Source organism: Phyllobacterium sp. K27 (genome assembly GCF_054796155.1).
On record NZ_CM139240.1, the window covers coordinates 3,384,863 to 3,403,243 of the forward strand.

Annotated in this window: 17 protein-coding genes; 11 read left to right on the forward strand and 6 right to left on the reverse strand. The window is 53.3% G+C overall.

The window, feature by feature from the left end; genetic code table 11:
* Window positions 1-2 precede the first annotated feature (2 nt).
* Window positions 3-743, reverse strand: coding sequence for a 3-deoxy-manno-octulosonate cytidylyltransferase (locus ACYJL1_RS16775; RefSeq protein ID WP_460898086.1), 741 nt, complete (start codon window positions 741-743; stop codon window positions 3-5).
* A gap of 176 nt (window positions 744-919) precedes the next feature.
* On the opposite strand from ACYJL1_RS16775, the gene ACYJL1_RS16780 reads away from it, so the two are divergent.
* The 7 genes from ACYJL1_RS16780 to ACYJL1_RS16810 all read left to right on the forward strand — a co-directional run bounded on the left by ACYJL1_RS16780 (window position 920) and on the right by ACYJL1_RS16810 (window position 10,345).
* Complete coding sequence (locus tag ACYJL1_RS16780; RefSeq protein WP_460896431.1) at window positions 920-1,597, forward strand: c-type cytochrome; 678 nt, start codon at window positions 920-922, stop codon at window positions 1,595-1,597.
* Between the two features lie 139 nt (window positions 1,598-1,736).
* Window positions 1,737-3,626: an extracellular solute-binding protein gene (locus ACYJL1_RS16785; protein WP_460896432.1), complete on the forward strand. Its 1,890-nt coding sequence runs from the start codon at window positions 1,737-1,739 to the stop codon at window positions 3,624-3,626.
* A complete protein-coding gene (locus ACYJL1_RS16790; protein WP_460896433.1) occupies window positions 3,623-5,491 on the forward strand; it encodes an extracellular solute-binding protein in 1,869 nt (622 codons plus the stop codon). Before ACYJL1_RS16785 ends, ACYJL1_RS16790 begins: the two co-directional genes overlap by 4 nt.
* Before the next feature lie 30 nt (window positions 5,492-5,521).
* Window positions 5,522-6,625, forward strand: a complete 1,104-nt coding sequence (locus ACYJL1_RS16795) for a microcin C ABC transporter permease YejB (RefSeq protein ID WP_460896434.1) — start codon at window positions 5,522-5,524, stop codon at window positions 6,623-6,625.
* Window positions 6,625-7,761: an ABC transporter permease gene (locus ACYJL1_RS16800; RefSeq protein ID WP_460896435.1), complete on the forward strand. Its 1,137-nt coding sequence runs from the start codon at window positions 6,625-6,627 to the stop codon at window positions 7,759-7,761. The genes ACYJL1_RS16795 and ACYJL1_RS16800 overlap by 1 nt, the downstream gene beginning before the upstream one ends.
* On the forward strand, window positions 7,758-9,389 hold the full coding sequence (locus tag ACYJL1_RS16805; protein WP_460896436.1) for an ABC transporter ATP-binding protein: 1,632 nt from the start codon (window positions 7,758-7,760) through the stop codon (window positions 9,387-9,389). The genes ACYJL1_RS16800 and ACYJL1_RS16805 overlap by 4 nt, the downstream gene beginning before the upstream one ends.
* On the forward strand, window positions 9,386-10,345 hold the full coding sequence (locus ACYJL1_RS16810; RefSeq protein WP_460896437.1) for a 2-hydroxyacid dehydrogenase: 960 nt from the start codon (window positions 9,386-9,388) through the stop codon (window positions 10,343-10,345). Before ACYJL1_RS16805 ends, ACYJL1_RS16810 begins: the two co-directional genes overlap by 4 nt.
* Window positions 10,346-10,401: 56 nt before the next feature.
* Here ACYJL1_RS16810 and ACYJL1_RS16815 read toward each other — a convergent pair whose 3' ends face one another.
* The 5 genes from ACYJL1_RS16815 to ACYJL1_RS16835 form a co-directional block, all read right to left on the reverse strand.
* Window positions 10,402-11,271: a C40 family peptidase gene (locus ACYJL1_RS16815; protein WP_460896438.1), complete on the reverse strand. Its 870-nt coding sequence runs from the start codon at window positions 11,269-11,271 to the stop codon at window positions 10,402-10,404.
* Window positions 11,268-11,615 (reverse strand): MarR family transcriptional regulator, encoded by a 348-nt coding sequence (locus ACYJL1_RS16820; RefSeq protein ID WP_460896439.1) that lies wholly within the window; start codon window positions 11,613-11,615, stop codon window positions 11,268-11,270. The genes ACYJL1_RS16815 and ACYJL1_RS16820 overlap by 4 nt, the downstream gene beginning before the upstream one ends.
* A gap of 66 nt (window positions 11,616-11,681) precedes the next feature.
* Window positions 11,682-13,052, reverse strand: a complete 1,371-nt coding sequence (locus ACYJL1_RS16825; protein WP_460896440.1) for a leucyl aminopeptidase family protein — start codon at window positions 13,050-13,052, stop codon at window positions 11,682-11,684.
* A gap of 137 nt (window positions 13,053-13,189) precedes the next feature.
* A complete protein-coding gene (locus ACYJL1_RS16830; protein ID WP_460896441.1) occupies window positions 13,190-13,714 on the reverse strand; it encodes an A24 family peptidase in 525 nt (174 codons plus the stop codon).
* A gap of 4 nt (window positions 13,715-13,718) precedes the next feature.
* Window positions 13,719-13,919, reverse strand: a complete 201-nt coding sequence (locus ACYJL1_RS16835; protein WP_460896442.1) for a Flp family type IVb pilin — start codon at window positions 13,917-13,919, stop codon at window positions 13,719-13,721.
* Between the two features lie 207 nt (window positions 13,920-14,126).
* Here ACYJL1_RS16835 and ACYJL1_RS16840 point away from each other — a divergent pair, with 207 nt between their 5' ends.
* From ACYJL1_RS16840 to rpsT, 4 genes are all read left to right on the forward strand, one after another.
* Window positions 14,127-15,356, forward strand: coding sequence for a phosphopentomutase (locus ACYJL1_RS16840; protein WP_460896443.1), 1,230 nt, complete (start codon window positions 14,127-14,129; stop codon window positions 15,354-15,356).
* Window positions 15,349-16,242 carry a bifunctional DNA-formamidopyrimidine glycosylase/DNA-(apurinic or apyrimidinic site) lyase gene (mutM, locus tag ACYJL1_RS16845; RefSeq protein ID WP_460896444.1) on the forward strand — a complete coding sequence of 298 codons (894 nt, stop codon included), beginning with the start codon at window positions 15,349-15,351 and terminating at the stop codon, window positions 16,240-16,242. Before ACYJL1_RS16840 ends, mutM begins: the two co-directional genes overlap by 8 nt.
* 11 nt (window positions 16,243-16,253) lie before the next feature.
* A complete protein-coding gene (locus tag ACYJL1_RS16850) occupies window positions 16,254-17,027 on the forward strand; it encodes an enoyl-CoA hydratase (protein ID WP_460896445.1) in 774 nt (257 codons plus the stop codon).
* A gap of 216 nt (window positions 17,028-17,243) precedes the next feature.
* Window positions 17,244-17,510 carry a 30S ribosomal protein S20 gene (gene rpsT / locus ACYJL1_RS16855; RefSeq protein WP_122085637.1) on the forward strand — a complete coding sequence of 89 codons (267 nt, stop codon included), beginning with the start codon at window positions 17,244-17,246 and terminating at the stop codon, window positions 17,508-17,510.
* The last annotated feature ends 871 nt before the right edge of the window (window positions 17,511-18,381 follow it).

Below are 18,381 nucleotides of genomic sequence, written 5' to 3' on the forward strand. Positions count from 1 at the left end.
TATCAGTTGCCTTGTTTCATACTAAGTAGTTCGCGAGCACGATCCAGATCTTCCTGGGTGTCAACGCCCAGCGGCACAGAATCAACGATCTCGACATCAATGCGCATCCCCGCCTCAAGCGCGCGAAGTTGTTCCAACCGTTCACGCCGTTCCAACGGCGAAGGGCCGAGCCCGACAAAGCGTTCAAGTGCAGCGCGCCGATAGGCATAAAGCCCGATATGATGGTAAAGTGGGCCTTCGCCCGATGGTGCTGTCGCGCGCGTAAAATAGAGTGCGCGTAACTGGGTTTCACTCAAAGGCGAGCCGATGACCTTGACCACATTGGGATTGGTCTTTTCTGCTTCGTGGCGAATCTCCACGGCCAGCGTACCGATGTCAGCGGGACCATTGAGCAATGGTAGAAGCGCGCGCTTTATGACATCCGGCTCAATGGTCGGCAGATCGCCCTGCACATTGACAATGGCATCAATAGTGCCATCAGGATCAAGCTTTTGCAGCGCTTCATAGATGCGATCAGAGCCCGATTCATGATCGCTCCGTGTCATGACGGCTTCAAGCCCATAAGCTTCTACCGCTGACTTTACCTCAAGCGTATCAGTGGCAACAACCGTTCGGCCAAGGCCCGCAGCTATGGCGCGCTCAGCAACGTGAACGATCATCGGCTTTCCTGCAATATCGGCCAAAGGTTTGTTGGGAAGCCGTGTCGAAGCCATTCTTGCCGGTATCAGGTTCAATATTCTCATCATTCCTCACACCCCTACGGTGTCAAAAAGTCTCAGGCAGAACCGCCCTTATATGTGTTGCAAGTGGGAGATAAAACCCCTAGTTTCCGCGCAATCACGAGGGGTTTCTGCCATAAATGCAGCGGTTTGCATTGATCAGATATTGAAGCCCTCCGCAAGAGGAGTAGTGAGCGACGATGGGATCCGCATTTAATAAGTACGCCATGGCGTTTCTGGCAACAGTATTCGTTGTCATGTCCGCGGCAATCATGTCCGACTCCCTGTTCGATACGCACGCTCCCGAAAAGCCAGGCTTTATTATTGAAGCGCCTGAGGGTGGTGAGGAAACGGCAGGCGCAGCGGCTCCTGCCGAAGCCGTGCCAGTCGCAACATTGCTGGCGTCAGCCGATGCAAAGCGCGGCGAAGCCGTGTTCAAGCGTTGCGCTGCTTGCCACACTGTTGAAAAGGGCGGTGCCAATAAGGTCGGTCCGAATCTTTGGGACATTGTTGAGCGTCCAATCGCAACGCATGAAGGTTTCAGCTATTCCGGTGCCATGAAGGAATTCTCCAAGGGTGGCGAAGAAAAATGGACCTTTGAGCATCTTAATCACTTCCTGACCTCACCAAAAGGCTACATCAAAGGCACCGCCATGGGCTTTGCCGGCGACAAGAAAGATCCTGAACGTGCCGATCTGATTGCCTATTTGCAGACACTTTCAGATAACCCCAAGCCATTCCCCGCAGCCGATGCTGCTCCGGCTGCCGATCAGCCAGCGGAAGGTGCAGCCCCGGCTGCGGGTGAAAAGCCTGCAGAAGGAGCGGCTCCAGCGACCGAGACACCGGCAGCGCCTGCTGAACCAGCGCCAGCTCACTAAAAACAAACTCTATCGATCCAAAAGCCGGGCTCATTGCCCGGCTTTTTTGTATCAACTCCGCGTGTTTTTTGAACCGAGGCCTGTTCTCCGCCGCATTTTCTCTTAGACTAAAGTCTAAAGAGAACCGTGGAGACCTGATTTGAGATTTCGCCGCTTTGCCATCAGCCTAGCGCTGCTCGCCGCCACAACCTTTGGCACCCTCCAGATTGCACATGCGACTGAACCGGAATGGCGGCATGCCACGAGTTTAACCGGTGAACCCAAATATGGGCCAGATTTCAAGCATTACGATTATGTAAATCCCAATGCCCCGAAGGGCGGGACACTGAACAATATTGCTCAAGGGTCATTCGATAGTCTCAATCCATTTGTAATTCAGGGAGAGTCAGCTGCAGGCCTACCCCCCACAGGCAATCCCATCGGCGGCGGCCTCCTGTATGATACGCTGTTAAGTCAGTCACTTGATCAGGCTGGCACAAATTACGGCCTAGTCGCTGAGGCCGTTGCCTACCCGGAAGACTTTTCGTGGGTCAAATTCCGACTGAACCCCTCGGCAAAATGGCATGATGGGCAGCCGATAACAGTAGAAGATGTAATCTGGTCTTTTGAAACGCTGAAAGCTCAAACTCCACTGTACAATAAGTACTATCATGATGTGGCAAAAGCAGAGAAAACAGGTGACCGAGAAGTTACATTCACCTTTGCCATCAGCGGCAATCGCGAGCTTCCAAACATTATGGGTGACTTTCCTATACTGCCGAAACATTGGTGGGAAGGCACGGACAAGAACGGCAACAAGCGGGATTTCAGCAAACCGACAAGAGAAATTCCGCTCGGTTCAGGCGCCTATAAAATCGAAAGTATCGACTTCGGAAAATCGATAATATGGAGCCGTGTCCCCGACTATTGGGCAAAAGACCTTCCTGTCGAGGTAGGCCGCAACAATTTTGATCGAATCCGCTACGAATATTTCCGGGACGGGAATGCTGCCTGGGAAGGCTTCAAAAAGGGCGGTCTGCAGGATTATCGCAGCGAACCCAGCATCAGCCGTTGGATGCGGGAGTACGATTTTCCAGCGTTCAATCGTGGTGACGTTGTTAAAAAGGTATTCCCCGAGCGATCGCTCGGACGAATGCAAGGGTTTCTGATCAATACACGTCGCGAAAAATTCAAGGATATTCGGGTAAGACAGGCTCTCAATTTTGCTTTCGATTTCGAGACTATGAGCAAGAATATGTTCTTTGGCGAATATAAACGCATAAACAGCTATTTTGCCGGATCAGAACTTGCTTCGAGCGGACTTCCTCAAGGCAAAGAACTGGAAATTCTGCAGTCCGTAAAGGACGAAGTGCCTGAGCAAGTCTTTACACAAGAGTTCAAAAATCCGGTTTCCGATACCCCTCAGGCGATGCGTGATAATCTGCGGAAAGCAGTCAATCTGCTGCGCGAGGCGGGGTATGATCAAAAGGACGGAAAGTTGGTTAATACGAAAACCGGGCAGCCCTTGACCATTGAATTCCTTGGCTCTGATCCACGTGACGAGAGGACGGTTGGACCGTTCATGGCCAGCTTGCGCAAACTAGGTATTGATACACGGCTCAGAGCTGTGGATTCGGCCCAGTATGTGGCGCGGGTCAATGACTTCGACTATGATATTCTTGGAATAATGGGGATGGCCCAAAGCCTTTCTCCCGGCAATGAGCAAAGGGATTTCTGGAGTTCAAGCACCGCTGATACCCCTGGCAGCCGCAATTATATGGGCATCAAAAACCCCGCCATTGACAAACTGGTCGACAAGGTAATCCTTGCCAAGGATCGTGAAGAGCTTGTCGCCGCCACTCACGCGCTCGACCGCGTGCTTCTATGGAACTATTACGTTGTTCCGCAATGGTATGATGACCGCACGAAGATTGCCTATTGGAACAAATTCGGCATGCCCGAAAAACAACCGGAATACGTTGGTATCGACCCCTTTTCATGGTGGATCGACACGGCCAAGGAGCAGGCTCTGAAAGAGCGTGCTCAATGACGGGGTTTAATCGCCGCGAACTCATGAAGTTTTCGGGCGCTGCAATGCTCACTGCCATAGCTCCGAAACTGGCCTTGGCAGATGTGCAGACGGACGTTCCTCTCCATGGTCTTTCAGCATTTGGCGAATTGAAATACCCGAAGGATTTTACGCATTTCGATTATGCCAGTCCCGATGCGCCGAAAGGCGGAACCTTCGCCTTTTCGCCCAATACATGGCTTTTCAATCAGTCACCCCAAACCTTCAACACGCTCAATACGTTCTCGAACAAGGGAGATGCCCCGCCACGTATGGAACTCTGTTTCGATACGCTGATGGCGTCAGCTCTGGACGAGCCGGACTCGATCTATGGTCTCGTGGCAGAAACAGTGACCGTTTCCGCCGACCGCAACAGTTTTACCTTCAAACTGCGTACCGAGGCCCGCTTCCATGATGGCTCGCCGATCACTGCCGAAGATGTTGTTTTCAGCTATGAAACGCTGAAGGATAAGGGCCATCCGCAACTCCGTCTGACCCTCACGGAGATGACAAAGATTTCTGCGCTCGACCAGCAGACCGTGCACTTGACTTTCTCCGGCAAGCATTCTGACCGTGCTATTTTGAATGTTGCTTCGATACCCATTTTTTCCAGGTCATGGTACGCCACCCGCGACTTTGAAGCCTCAACCATGGAACCTCCGCTTGGCTCCGGGGCCTATCGTGTCGGTCGTGTCGCACCGGGTCAAACGATAGAATATGAACGTGTCGCGGATTATTGGGCCAAGGACCTGAATGTACAACGCGGTCAGAACCACTTTGATCGGATCAAGATTGATTTCTACCGGGAGCGGCAACCGGAGTTCGAGGCCTTCAAAAAAGGCGATATTTTCTGGCGCTATGAAGCAACTGCGAAAACCTGGGCGACGGAGTATAATTTTCCTGCGGTGCAACAGAATCGTGTGATCAAACGTAAATTTTCAGCAGAAAAACGTCCTCTGCTCCAAGCATGGGCCATGAATCAGCGCCGAGAACATTTCCGCGATTCCCGTGTGCGGGAAGCTATTGCACTGTGCTTTGATTTTGAGTGGACACAGAAAAATCTTTTCTATGGTGCCTATGAGCGTTCCCAATCGGTGTTCGAGCAATCGGATTTCCGGGCAAGCGGAAAGCCCTCTGCGGAAGAACTCGCCATTATGGAACCCTTCCGTGACAGGCTGCCAGAAGCCATACTCGGCGAAGCACTGTTGCAAACGCCCTCCGATGGCTCCGGGCGTGACCGCAAGAACCTGAAACGGGCATCCGACCTTTTAAATCAGGCCGGATTCAAGCGGGATGGCGATAAGTTGGTGGATGCGCAAGGCAGACCGCTCAACCTTGAACTGCTGATTTATACCGAAGTCTTCACCCGCAGCTACTCACCTTTCGTCAACAACCTCAAAGCAATTGGCGTCAACGCTTATCTGCGCATGGTTGATCCGGCGCAGTATCAGGCCAGAATTCAAAATTTTGATTTCGACATGATCGGTATGGCAGTGCAGCTTACTCCCACGCCAACAAGAGAATCATTGGAGGAGATATTCGGTTCGAAGGGCAGGGATACGCCAGGTTCGTATAATTTCCCCGGTACAGCCGATCCTGTTGTCGATGCGCTTATCGCCAAAGTAAGCGATGCCAAAACGCGTGACGAGCTGGTTTCATTGTTGCGGGTTTTAGATCGGCTCTTGCGTATAAGGCGGGATTGGATTCCAAACTGGTACGCAGCGAATCATCCAATCGCCTATTGGGACATGTTCGGCTTCAAGGAGCCAAAGCCCGATTATGGTTTTCCGGTTGAAACGCTGTGGTGGTTCGACGAAGCGAAGGCGAAGGCAATTGGCAAAGTTTGATGTACTGAAAGCAATGAGGGGGCGCCCCTGATGGGAGCCTATATTCTACGACGTCTTCTGCTGATGATACCGACATTGTTCGGCATATTGCTTGTCTGCTTCGTCATCGTTCAGTTCGTTCCGGGCGGCCCGGTCGAGCGCATCATCAGCCAGCTGACCGGACAGGGCGGCAATGCCATGGATCGCATCAGCGGTGGTGGTGCCGATATTGGCCAGGCTCAGGATCAGCTTGGCACGGGGTTGGGCAATTCCAAATATCGCGGCGCGCAGGGTCTCGATCCTGCCTTTATCGCCAGCCTGGAAAAACAGTTTGGCCTCGACAAGCCGCCATTAGAGCGCTTCGGTCTCCTTGTCTGGAACTATGTACGCTTTGATTTTGGCCGCAGCTATTTCCGCGACATAAGTGTGATCGAGCTTATAAAGGAAAAACTACCGGTTTCCATATCCCTCGGCCTCTGGACGACCCTGCTTTCCTACATGATTTCGATTCCGCTTGGTATTCGCAAAGCCATCAAGGACGGATCATCATTCGATATCTGGACCAGCGGGATTATCATTATTGGCTATGCCATTCCCGGGTTTCTGTTCGGTATCATGCTGATCGTATTCTTTGCGGGTGGTTCGTTCTTCGACTGGTTCCCTCTGCGTGGCCTGACCTCGAATAATTTCGATCAGTTATCCACTTTTGAGAAGATCGTGGACTATGCCTGGCACCTTGCCTTGCCTTTGACAGCGATACTTCTAGCGGCCTTTGCCACAACCACCTTGCTCACCAAGAATTCCTTTCTCGACGAGATCCGCAAACAATATGTGACGACGGCCCGCGCAAAGGGGCTATCCGAACGGAAAATCCTTTACGGCCACGTTTTCCGTAATGCCATGCTGATTGTGATCTCCGGTTTTCCAAGCGCCTTCATATCGATCTTCTTCACCGGCCAGCTGCTTATAGAGGCGATCTTCTCCCTCGATGGTCTGGGCCTTCTTGGCTATGAGTCGATCCTCAACCGCGATTATCCGGTGGTTATAGCCACCGTGTATATTTTTGCCCTTATCGGCATTCTCATGACCCTGCTGTCTGACCTGCTTTACACATGGATTGATCCGCGCATCGACTTTGAGCGGAGGGACGTCTGATGAGCGCTATTGTCGGAACCTCCCCTGCTCCTGTAAAGCGGCCACGTCTTTCTCCGCTTAATGCGCGACGCTGGCAAAATTTCAAGGCAAACCGGCGCGGCTGGTGGGCGCTCTGGATCTTCCTTTTCCTGTTTGCCGTCTCGCTTTGTGCGGAACTTGTTGCCAATGACAAGCCGATCATCGTCTCTTACAAAGGCGAAATTCTCTTTCCCGTTCTGGTCGATTATCCGGAAGAAAAGTTCAACGGCTTCTATGCGGTCACGGACTACCGCGATCCTATTATTCAGGACGAGATCAATGCCAATGGCTGGGCCATCTGGCCGCCGGTGCGCTACTCTTACCGGACAGTCAACAACGAACTGCCGGAGACTGCACCTTCAAAGCCCTTCTGGCTCTACACTGCCGAAGAACGCTGCAATCGTTATGCACTGGGCGTCAATGATCCAAACTGCACATTCGGCAATATGAACATCCTTGGTACAGACGATCAGGCTCGCGATGTTTTCGCCCGTGCCTTATATGGCTTCCGTATCTCTGTGCTGTTCGGCCTGATCCTCACCGCCTGTTCAGCCGTGATCGGTGTCACCGCTGGTGCGCTTCAAGGCTATTTCGGTGGCTGGATCGATCTTATCGCGCAACGTTTCATCGAAATATGGTCGTCCGTTCCAACGCTGTATCTGTTACTGATCATGTCGTCGATACTGCCCCCGGGCTTCTGGATTCTGCTTGGTATATTGTTGCTGTTCTCCTGGGTCAGTTTTGTTGGCATTGTCCGCGCCGAATTTCTGCGCGCCCGCAATTTTGAATATGTGAATGCAGCGCGGGCACTTGGCGTTCCCGACCGTACAATCATGCTCCGCCACCTCTTGCCCAATGCGATGGTCACGACCCTGACCTTCCTGCCCTTCATCCTCAATGGATCAATCACCACATTGACGTCGCTGGATTTTCTTGGTTTTGGCCTGCCCCCGGGCTCGGCATCGCTTGGCGAACTGCTTGCACAAGGCAAGAACAATCTTCAGGCTCCCTGGCTTGGCATTACTGGCTTCGTCGTCATTTCAATGATGTTGTCGCTGCTGATCTTTGTCGGTGAAGCAACCCGCGATGCCTTTGATCCACGCAAGGCTTTCAAATGACCAAAGCTCCCCTCCTTTCCGTACGCGATCTCTCCGTTGCCTTCACGCAAAACGGGCGGGAAACGCTCGCGGTTGATCATATCTCCTTCGATATTGCCGAGGGTGAAACAGTCGCACTCGTTGGCGAATCCGGTTCGGGAAAATCCGTCTCGGCGCTTTCAGTGCTGAAGCTTTTGCCCTACCCGCCTGCTTCGCATCCGTCCGGCCAGATTCTGTTCAATGGCGAAGATTTGCTCGACAAGGATGAAACTGACCTGCGCCGTGTGCGCGGCAATGACATCACGATGATCTTTCAAGAGCCGATGACCTCTCTCAATCCACTTCACACGATTGAGAAACAGATCGTCGAAGTTCTTAAACTGCATCAGGGCATGCGTGATCAGGCTGCCCGCAAACGCACCTTGGAATTGCTTGAAGAGGTTGGCATCCGCGAACCTGAAAAACGTCTGGATGCTTATCCGCACCAGCTTTCCGGCGGGCAGCGGCAGCGCGTCATGATTGCCATGGCTCTTGCCAACAAGCCAAAGCTTTTGATCGCCGATGAGCCAACGACGGCGCTTGACGTGACGGTGCAGGCGCAAATTCTGAAACTGCTTGCGGAGCTGAAATCTGCACAGGGCATGTCCATGCTCTTCATCACCCATGATCTTGGCATTGTCCGCAAGATTGCCGATCGCGTCTGCGTGATGACAGGCGGCAAGATCGTCGAGACGGGACCAACGAAGGAAATATTCGACAATCCTCAGCATGCCTATACCAAGCATCTGCTCAGCGCAGAGCCGAAGGGCAATCCGCCATCGGCTGACCTTACCGCTGAACCCGTCATGCGCGGCGAAAACATGAAGGTCTGGTTTCCAATCAAGCAGGGCTTTTTCCGCCGCACTGTTGATCATGTGAAAGCCGTTGACGGCATCGACGTAACGATTCGTGCCGGTCAGACTTTGGGCGTCGTTGGTGAGTCCGGCTCGGGGAAGACGACGCTGGGACTTGCCCTGTCTCGGATGATTTCGTCAGAAGGCGTGATCCGTTTCGGCGAAAAGGATATCAACCAGTTTTCGTTCAAGCAGATGCGCCCCTTGCGCCGCGAAATGCAGATCGTGTTCCAGGACCCCTTCGGCTCCCTATCGCCACGCATGTCAATTGCAGAAATTATTGCCGAAGGTCTGAAGGTACATGAACCCGGATTATCGGCCGATCAGCGCGATGCGCGCGTGGTGGCAGCGCTCAATGAGGTCAATCTTGAGCCGGAGAATCGTTTCCGCTATCCGCATGAATTTTCCGGCGGTCAGCGCCAGCGCATCGCCATAGCGCGTGCCATGGTGCTCAATCCGCGTTTCGTTATGCTGGATGAGCCTACATCAGCGCTCGACATGAGTGTTCAGGCACAGGTTGTCGATCTTTTGCGCTCATTGCAGCAGAAGCACAATCTGGCCTATCTTTTCATCAGCCATGATCTGAAGGTGGTCAGGGCTCTTGCCAATGACGTGTTGGTGATGCGCAATGGCAAGGCAGTCGAATATGGACCGTCAGAGGAAATCTTCTTGCGTCCAAAAACAGATTATACAAAAGCCCTGATGGCTGCGGCTTTCAGGATAGAAACGACCGAACAGGGAGCGGTTAGCGAATGACGAGCGTGGCGAGCGACAAGATTCTGTTGGCGGTAACCGGCTGGGACCCGGAGGTCTGGCAATCGGAGTTCGCCAAATCAGCACCCAAGCGCAAACTCGTGCTCGATAGCGAGACTGACAAGGACGATGTTCGCTATGCGCTTGTCTGGAAACAGCGCCCCGGTTCCCTGATGAATCTTCCCAAGCTGGAAGTGATTTTCTCATTGGGTGCGGGCGTGGATCATGTGTTTCATGACACGCAAATCCCTGATGTTCCTATTGTTCGTATTGTGTCGCCTGACCTCACCATGCGCATGAGCGAATATGTGGTCTGGCAAGTGCTGGACCATCATCGGCTGGGCCTGCGTTACCGCGAGCAGCAGAAGCAGCGTGTATGGCATGAAGACCGCCGCCAGCCTGCCGCTCATGAAGTGACTGTCGGTATTCTTGGTCTTGGCGTACTTGGACGCGATGCGGCGCAAAAGCTGCGCACGCTTGGCTTCCGAGTCAGCGGCTGGAGCCGCCGCCTGCAAACCATCGAAGGCGTTACCACCCATTATGGCAAGGATGGTCTGAAAGACTTCCTCAAGGATGTTGATGTCCTTGTCTGCCTGCTCCCTTTGACGCCCGATACCAAAAATATCCTGTCGATGAACATCTTTGCGCAGCTAAAGTCCGAAGGTCCTCTTGGAGCACCGATACTGATCAATGCCGGTCGTGGCGGCTTGCAAAATGAACCGGATATTCTGGCGGCACTTGACCGCGGCATGCTTGCCGCCGCAACGCTCGACGTGTTCAACAAGGAGCCATTGCCGAAGGACAGTCCGTTCTGGACGCATCCGCAGGTCATCATCACGCCGCATGCCGCCGCAAGCTCAAGCCCGCAGGCATTGGTTCCGGAAATCGTCGCTCAGATTGAGTCTTACGAGCGCGGTGAGCCGTTGAAGAATATTGTCGATAAGGCCGCGCAGTATTAGTGGGGCCAGGCTCCGCTTATCTCTCCCCCGCAAAGCGGGGGGATGGGGCGAGCATCTTACAACCGCCGCACCGCTGTAGGTTTCCCATACAAATAGGCAATGCGCTCGATAGCTTCAGGCAATGGCTCCAAGGTAACACTCATTGTGTGGCCGCTTGCGTGCAGCAAGGTCGAGTGGCTGGCCATCATGCCCACATGCCCCTTCCAGAAAACGAAATCGCCACGCTTGAGATTTTTGTAATGTTCATCCGGCTCGATCAATTCGCCGACTGATCCTTCCTGCATATCCGTATCGCGCAAGGCACCTTGGCCGGTCATCAACAGGGACAACTGCACCAGCCCTGAACAATCAATGCCAAATCCGGAAACACCACCCCAAAGATAGGGCGTGTGCATCAGACTTTCGGCCACTGCCACATGATCCTGCGTCACCTCGTCAATAGGCACAAGATGCTTGGCAATGATCGCCTCGCCGCTTGGCAGCATGGCGTAAAGTGTACCGCGCCGTTCCTGTCCGCCGGTGATCGTCACAAGCGAACCCATCGACAAGGCACGTGACCGTGGATAGCGCAGATCGGAGCCGACATAGACGAATGTACGAGGCGCAATGACAATATGCGTTGGTTCCTCAGCGCGGCGATCCAGCGATGTATCCACCACATAGCCGACATAGCCATCGCGCTCGTTCTGCACCCAGCACCAGCCATTATCATCTTCGAAAACGAGAACATCGTCACCGTAGAGAAATTGCGTGGTCATGCCAGCATCGCCGCGCGGCTCGGATCGCACATCCACCACAGGGTCGGCAATGCGCATCGACTTGCCTTTGACGAAACGCTCAGCCTCGACAAGTCCCCGCAGACTTTCGTCGGCAAGATCAGGCCGATATGCATTCAGCCGCCTGTCGAGTTTCTCAGGTGATTTCAAAGTGGCAATCCTCTTGCTTTGGCGATCACAAGATCACCGAGTCTTTCAACATAGAGCGCACCTTTTACCGTTCTCCTGACAAGAACGTTGCGCTTGTCTTTTTCGTCGCGGTGACGATCAACCAGACCATAGGCGCCCATTGTGTCGAGAGCACGGGTGATGACCGGCTTTGTCACAGCCAGTTTTGCGGCCATCGCCCTTATCGTGTGCGGCGGCGGTTCCAGATAGATCGTGAGCAGCACGGCAAGCTGGCGCATGGTCAGATCATGGGCATCGTCACGCACTTCGGAAAGTGCGATTTCCTTCCACAATGTCAGCGCCTGCAAAGGCTTGAGTTCCAGCATGAACGGCTTCCGCAATCATTTCGGTTCCGTTTCATTCTATCCTGTCACAGGTGGGATGCAAGCCGCTCAACTTGCCGGGTAGCGTTCTTTCAAAAGATGGTAAAGCGCTCTGATTGCCTGAGCCTCGCCGCCAATAGGCGCATGTGCTTTCTCTACCGGGTTCCAGCCGAATATATCGAAATGCGCCCAACTCTTTGCCTTGCTGACAAAGCGCTGCAAGAACAAGGCGGCCGTGATTGAACCGGCGAAGCCGTCCGTCGTGACATTGTTCATGTCTGCCACACGGGAAGAAAGCTTCGCGTCATAAGGTGCCCAAAGCGGCATGCGCCAGACCGGATCGGCGACAGCAGTTGCACTGGTGGTGACATCCCAGGCAAAAGCATCGTCATTGGAGTAAAATGGCGGCAGGTCCGGCCCGAGTGCCACACGTGCCGCGCCCGTCAAGGTCGCCATGTCGATGAGAAGCTCCGGCTCCTCCTCATCGGCAAGCGCCAGCGCGTCGGCCAGAACCAGCCTGCCCTCGGCATCGGTATTGCCGATCTCCACCGTCAGCCCCTTGCGACTGGTCAGCACATCGCTCGGCCTGAAAGCATTGGCAGCTATCGAGTTTTCAACAGCCGGGATTAACAGACGCAGACGCACCGGCAACTTTGCATCCATAATGAGTTGCGCAAGCGCCAGTACATTGGCTGCACCACCCATATCCTTTTTCATCAGGAGCATGCTGCTGGCCGGTTTGATGTCCAAACCGCCCGTATCAAAACAGACACCTTTGCCCACCAGCGTAATCTTCGGCGCGCTTTTCTTGCCCCATTGCAGATCAATCAGCCGCGGCTCTTCACTGCCAGCGCGCCCTACCGCATGGATCATGGGGAAGTTTTTCTTCAACAGGGCATCGCCCTTTACGACATTGACCGAAGCTTTGTGCTCATCGGCCACGGCGCGGACTGCGGCCTCAAGCGCTGCCGGGCCCATATCATTGGTCGGCGTATTGATGAGATCACGCGCGAGGGCAACGGCTTTGGCCAAGCGCTTTACATCTGCCTTGTCCGCTCCTTCGGGCAGCGTCAGGCTGATGCTTGTCTTGTCTTTCTTGCTATAGCGGGCGAATTTGTACCCTCCAAGGAGGAAGCTGAGCGCTGTCAAATCCGGTTCATTGACGGCATTTGCAATATGCCAGGCTCCATCTGGTAGAGCCGTTGCAAGTTTCCCCGCGGCGAGACGATTTTCATCCTTACCCAAACCGAAGAGTGCGCCTGCAACTTCGCCGTTGGGGCCAGGAACAGTCAGCACACGTCCGGCCTGCCCTTCAAAACCGTTTGCCTTTGCCCAGGCAAGCGTTGCACTCTCAAGAGAGGTAGCTTCCAGCTCGCCTTTGCGAACAAACCATATCGGTTTACTGTCACGCGACTTTTTCGCAGTAATTTCGGCGGTCATAGGCTTCTCCTGATCAGGCTTCTGCGTTTTGAAACGACATTGTTATGCGCGAACCACATGCTCCGCCTTTGCTCCGGTTATCCGAATGAAGAAGCCTCATACCGTTTCAACCAGATTAATAGGCTCCGACCCAGGCATCAGCTATGCACGAGTTGTTGAATGACCCAGGCCCCGAGGGGTGATGCCGGATAGCTTATAAGTCCAGCCATTCCTAGTGCAACACCGTATGGAATACCTTCATCCTTCTGGGAGAGGCGCCGCATGAAAGCAAAGCGCGCAGCGTAGACAATAATCGTTTGGGAGTTGCGATAGGTCAGGATTGCGAGTGAGAGGATTCCCCCCAATAGCGAGAGCGTCAGGAGATAACTGACAAGTTCGAGATTCCACCCTAGCCATATAGCGGTAGCTGACATCAGCTTTGCATCACCACCACCCATCGTCCCGATAGCGAAAAGCCCGAACGTTGCAGCCAAGACCACTGCACCAGCAACAAAATGCATGGCGTAAGCATCCCAAGCCATGCCAGTTAAAGGCGCAAGGACCACGAATGACACAAGCAGTATAATCGACACACGGTTTTGGATTGTCATGGAAATCAGATCGGAGACGGCCGCGAAACCCATGGCAAACGGGAAAATGATAAGGATTGTGGCTTCAATCATCTTTTCATTTCTCGGCGGTCGCGGTCATTTCAGTGGTAACACTCTTGAAAACTGTATCCACGGCCTTGCCCATTGAACTTGCACCGGCGAGGATACCGATACTTATGATGGACGCTATAAGTGTGTACTCAACGACAGTTGCGCCTGAATCTTCCTTGAAAAGCTTGGCCAATATGGCAGGAAAATAATTTGCGCCGCGCTTCATCTTCAGTCTCACATCTTCTTGGATCGTATCGTCCAAAAATATCGTTGTGGCATTGCAATCAGTTTAAGAAACAGACTTAGGGAATAGTAAATTCCGAGAATAACTTTTTTGCTTCAATGGAATCGTTTGCAAAGCGCGATGCGTCCACAGTTTGTCTTTGAGCGCTGTTTCACCTATCTGTGGTTCCTGATTTTCATGGAGTGAGGCATGTCTCGCGCTTTTCTTTTCGTACTGGATAGTTTTGGCATTGGCGGCGCGCCGGATGCAGCTGCATTTGGCGATGAGGGTTCCAACACCTACGGCCATATCGCTGAAGCTTGCGAGGCAGGTCGGGGCGACAAGGCCGGCCTGCGCTCGGGCCCACTTTTACTGCCTAATCTCACTGCTCTTGGGCTGGCTCATGCCGCCAATCTGGCTTCAGGCTTTCAGTTGCCACCGCAACTTCCAGAACTTAACGGTCTGTGGGGGGCAGCCCAGGAGGTCTCCAACGGCAAAGATACGCCGTCCGGCCATTGGGAAATCGCGGGCGTGCCAGTGACATTCAACTGGGGCTATTTTCCACAGACGATTCCCGCTTTTCCGGCAAGCCTTATCAATGCGGCCGCGCAGCAGGCCGGATTACCCGGGATTCTTGGAGACAAGCACGCTTCCGGAACCGATATTATTGAAGAGTTCGGTGAAGAGCACATTCGAACCGGAAAGCCGATCTTTTATACATCCACCGATAGCGTGATCCAGATCGCCGCGCACGAAACGCATTTCGGACTTCAGCGACTTTACGATCTTTGCCAGATTGTGCGCACGCTGGTTGATCCGCTTAATATCGGACGGGTGATAGCTCGGCCCTTTCTTGGAGAAGATAAACGAACCTTCGAGCGAACAGGCAATCGCCGTGACTACTCCGTTCCGCCGCCCGAACCGACGCTCCTGGACAGGCTCACAGATGCCGGGCGCACCGTCTTTGCAATCGGCAAGATCGGCGACATCTATGCGCACCGCGGTGTGAGCGATGTACGCAAGGCGAATGGGAATATGGCCCTCTTCGACGAAACGTTGGAAGCAATGGACGAAGCAAAGGATGGCGACCTTGTTTTCACAAACTTTGTCGATTTCGACATGCTTTACGGCCATCGCCGCGATGTTCCGGGCTATGCGGCGGCGCTGGAGGCTTTTGACCGGCGTCTGCCTGAAGCGCTGGGCAAGCTGCAACCCGGTGATCTGATGATCCTGACGGCCGATCATGGCTGTGATCCGACCTATAAGGGAACCGATCATACGCGTGAGCGGGTTCCGATTCTGTGTGCCGGAACTGGCCTGCCCCATGCCTCATTTGGAATTCGCTTCAGCTTTGCAGATATTGGCGAAACGATTGCGGCGCATTTGGGTATTGCTCCCGGCAACCACGGAAAGAGCTTTTTGAAGGGCACCGATGCCTGAATTACCGGAAGTAGAGACAGTAAAGCGGGGCTTGCAACCCTCAATGGAGGGCGCAACCATTCGCCAAGTGGAGCAGCGGCGTCCTGACCTGCGCTTTCCTTTTCCGGAAAACTTTGCCGGACGTCTGGCCGGACACCGCATCTCATCCTTGGAGCGCAGGGCAAAATATCTCATTTTTCATCTTGATAACGGCCTTGGTCTTATAAGCCATCTTGGGATGTCCGGCTCCTACCGTATCGAACAGGAGGATGGCAGCAATATTCCTGGCAGCTTCCATCATGAGCGCTCAAAACTTTCAGCCCATGATCATGTCGTGCTGCATCTTGCCGGAAGTGATGGTATCAACCGCCGTGTCGTCTATAACGACCCGCGACGGTTCGGATTCATGCTCTTTGCTGAGCCGAATCAGCTCAATGCCCACCCGCTCATTAAAGACCTCGGAACAGAGCCGACGGGAAACCGTCTCGACGGCTCACTGATCGCCAGACTTTTTGCCGGTAAGTCAGCCCCCTTGAAAGCAGCTCTGCTGGACCAGAAGCTCATTGCCGGACTTGGCAATATATATGTGTGCGAAGCACTGTGGCGCGCCGAGCTGTCTCCCGTGCGCATGGCTGGGAGTGTTGCAGACAAAGATGGGGAGGCCACATCCATGTCTGATCGTCTCGCAACATCGGTTCGCAATGTCATAGCCGATGCGATCAAGGCAGGCGGTTCCAGCCTTAAGGACTATGCACAGACCAATGGTGAGCTTGGATACTTCCAGCATTCGTTTTCTGTCTATGATCGCGAAGGTTCCCCTTGCCCCCGCAATGGTTGCGGTGGCACGATATCGCGTATTGTCCAAAGCGGCCGTTCAACATTTTATTGTCCTGTCTGCCAGCACTAGGAGATTTATTCATGGCCTATGAGAACATCATCGTCGAGACGCGGGAGAAGGTTGGATTTATTCAGCTTAACCGCCCCAAAGCGCTCAATGCGCTGAACTCCGACTTGCTGGCCGAACTGACAACAGCGCTCGAACTCTTTGAGTCCAACGCCCGAATCGGCGCTATTGTCATCACAGGTTCTGAAAAAGCCTTTGCTGCTGGTGCCGATATCAAGGAAATGCAGACATTGCAGTTTGCCGATGCCTATACCGGCGACTACTTCAGCGGCTGGGAACGCGTGACCAGTATCCGCAAGCCAATGATTGCAGCAGTGGCCGGCTATGCGCTCGGTGGCGGTTGCGAACTCGCCATGATGTGCGATTTCATTATTGCCGCCGATACGGCCAAATTCGGTCAACCGGAGATCACGCTCGGGGTAATGCCCGGCATGGGTGGCTCACAGCGGCTGACGCGCTTCATTGGCAAGTCCAAAGCCATGGATATGTGTCTGACAGGCCGGATGATGGATGCAAATGAAGCAGAACGCAGCGGCCTTGTTTCCCGCGTTGTTCCGGCCAATGAACTTGTCGAGGAAGCCTTGAAAGCCGCTCAAAAGATCGCGTCCTACTCGCTGCCGGTCGTCATGATGACCAAGGAAACCGTGAACCGTTCCTATGAAACAACGCTGGCGGAGGGCTTGCGTTTCGAGCGGCGCGTGTTCCATTCCATGTTTGCATTGGAAGACCAGAAAGAAGGCATGGCCGCTTTTGCCGAAAAACGTAGCGCCAACTTCAAGGACAGATGAAACCATTGTGGACAGGCAGATCGGGCTCGCCTCGGCGTACCGATCAACCTGTCGAGCAGGAAGGTGAGATTTTGCAGAAACTCTTCACAGATTCCAAGTTGACGCATAAGCAAACCTCATCTATAAGCCCGTCAACGTTCGGTGGCCCTTGGCCGCCCTATTATTTTGTGACGACAGCCTGAAGCTGTCGATTAGCTGACAGAAAAGAGAGGCATCATGGCCAACACTCCTTCGGCCAAGAAAGCGGCGCGTAAGATCGAAGCCCGCACCGAAGTAAACAAGTCCCGCCGTTCGCGCGTGCGTACCTTCCTTCGCAAGTTCGAAGATGCGGTAGCAAGTGGCGATCAGGCAGCTGCTACCCTTGCCTTCAAGGCAGTGGAGCCAGAAGTGATGCGCGCTGCATCGAAGGGTGTGTTTCACAAGAACACCGCTTCGCGCAAGGTATCGCGCCTGTCATCGCGTCTGAAGGGCATGACTGCTTAAAGTCATTCTCATCTATGTTTGAAAAACCCGGCTATTTCTTAGCCGGGTTTTTTTATTGGCATTTTTTGGGAATAAATTCGTTTCCAGAGGAAAACAATACGGCTTGCACAGATAATGTCATATGCCTGTCACAAGCAATGCTAGACAGAAAGCGACAGCCACTCTTTATTCTTTATTTTCAATAGCTTAGCGAAGGTAGCCTCTACGGATCAAATCAAGGGTTCGGATTCTCCGGCCAGAGCTACTGTCAAGCGAATATTTATTATTTTTTTTGGTTGCCCGACTCCGCACTGCAACAAAATGTGAGCTCTAAAAAAGGCGTTGAATCCGAAGGCTTTTTCCCGCTTGCCCCGACAACAGTTAAAAAAATCGCAAATCTGTTAACCCTTACTTCATCAAAAATCCCGCGACTCGCACTTGCTCTTACCGCAAAGGTTTTTGTAAGGTTCAGACATCGACGGGGTGGGTAAAACCCAATTAACAGGCTTATAAAATTTTGGTTGTGAGCGCAGATTTCTAGTTTGCGTAACGGGTAGTTTTTGTCAGCACTCAGGTCCATCGGATTTGGGGCATTTCATTAATCGAGGGCGTTGACGACGCTGGCGAGAGCCGGGCGTGAGTCTTGTCGCGCTCAAAACTTGAGAAGGATAGAACGGTGACATTGATCGAGCATTCGCAATACGGGTCTTCATTTCAAATGCGTGTCAGCGTTTCAAACTCCAAAAACTAGCTAAAGACAATCGGACGGTTCACGGGTTGAACGTCCGAATTTATTGTGCGGTGAAAGCCAGCACGCAAAAACCACGGGCAGAATAAAAAGACCCGATGCATATCTTTCAGGATGAGGCGAATGACAATGAACAGCGGAATA

What these genes read in the sequence shown, in the direction of transcription:
- ACYJL1_RS16775 (WP_460898086.1), bottom strand. Translation starts at nt 743, where the DNA reads ATGAGAATATTGAACCTGATACCGGCAAGAATGGCTTCGACACGGCTT.
- ACYJL1_RS16780 (WP_460896431.1), top strand. Translation starts at nt 920, where the DNA reads ATGGGATCCGCATTTAATAAGTACGCCATGGCGTTTCTGGCAACAGTA.
- ACYJL1_RS16790 (WP_460896433.1), top strand. Translation starts at nt 3,623, where the DNA reads ATGACGGGGTTTAATCGCCGCGAACTCATGAAGTTTTCGGGCGCTGCA.
- ACYJL1_RS16795 (WP_460896434.1), top strand. Translation starts at nt 5,522, where the DNA reads ATGGGAGCCTATATTCTACGACGTCTTCTGCTGATGATACCGACATTG.
- ACYJL1_RS16800 (WP_460896435.1), top strand. Translation starts at nt 6,625, where the DNA reads ATGAGCGCTATTGTCGGAACCTCCCCTGCTCCTGTAAAGCGGCCACGT.
- ACYJL1_RS16805 (WP_460896436.1), top strand. Translation starts at nt 7,758, where the DNA reads ATGACCAAAGCTCCCCTCCTTTCCGTACGCGATCTCTCCGTTGCCTTC.
- ACYJL1_RS16810 (WP_460896437.1), top strand. Translation starts at nt 9,386, where the DNA reads ATGACGAGCGTGGCGAGCGACAAGATTCTGTTGGCGGTAACCGGCTGG.
- ACYJL1_RS16820 (WP_460896439.1), bottom strand. Translation starts at nt 11,615, where the DNA reads ATGCTGGAACTCAAGCCTTTGCAGGCGCTGACATTGTGGAAGGAAATC.
- ACYJL1_RS16825 (WP_460896440.1), bottom strand. Translation starts at nt 13,052, where the DNA reads ATGACCGCCGAAATTACTGCGAAAAAGTCGCGTGACAGTAAACCGATA.
- ACYJL1_RS16830 (WP_460896441.1), bottom strand. Translation starts at nt 13,714, where the DNA reads ATGATTGAAGCCACAATCCTTATCATTTTCCCGTTTGCCATGGGTTTC.
- ACYJL1_RS16835 (WP_460896442.1), bottom strand. Translation starts at nt 13,919, where the DNA reads ATGAAGCGCGGCGCAAATTATTTTCCTGCCATATTGGCCAAGCTTTTC.
- ACYJL1_RS16840 (WP_460896443.1), top strand. Translation starts at nt 14,127, where the DNA reads ATGTCTCGCGCTTTTCTTTTCGTACTGGATAGTTTTGGCATTGGCGGC.
- mutM (WP_460896444.1), top strand. Translation starts at nt 15,349, where the DNA reads ATGCCTGAATTACCGGAAGTAGAGACAGTAAAGCGGGGCTTGCAACCC.
- ACYJL1_RS16850 (WP_460896445.1), top strand. Translation starts at nt 16,254, where the DNA reads ATGGCCTATGAGAACATCATCGTCGAGACGCGGGAGAAGGTTGGATTT.
- rpsT (WP_122085637.1), top strand. Translation starts at nt 17,244, where the DNA reads ATGGCCAACACTCCTTCGGCCAAGAAAGCGGCGCGTAAGATCGAAGCC.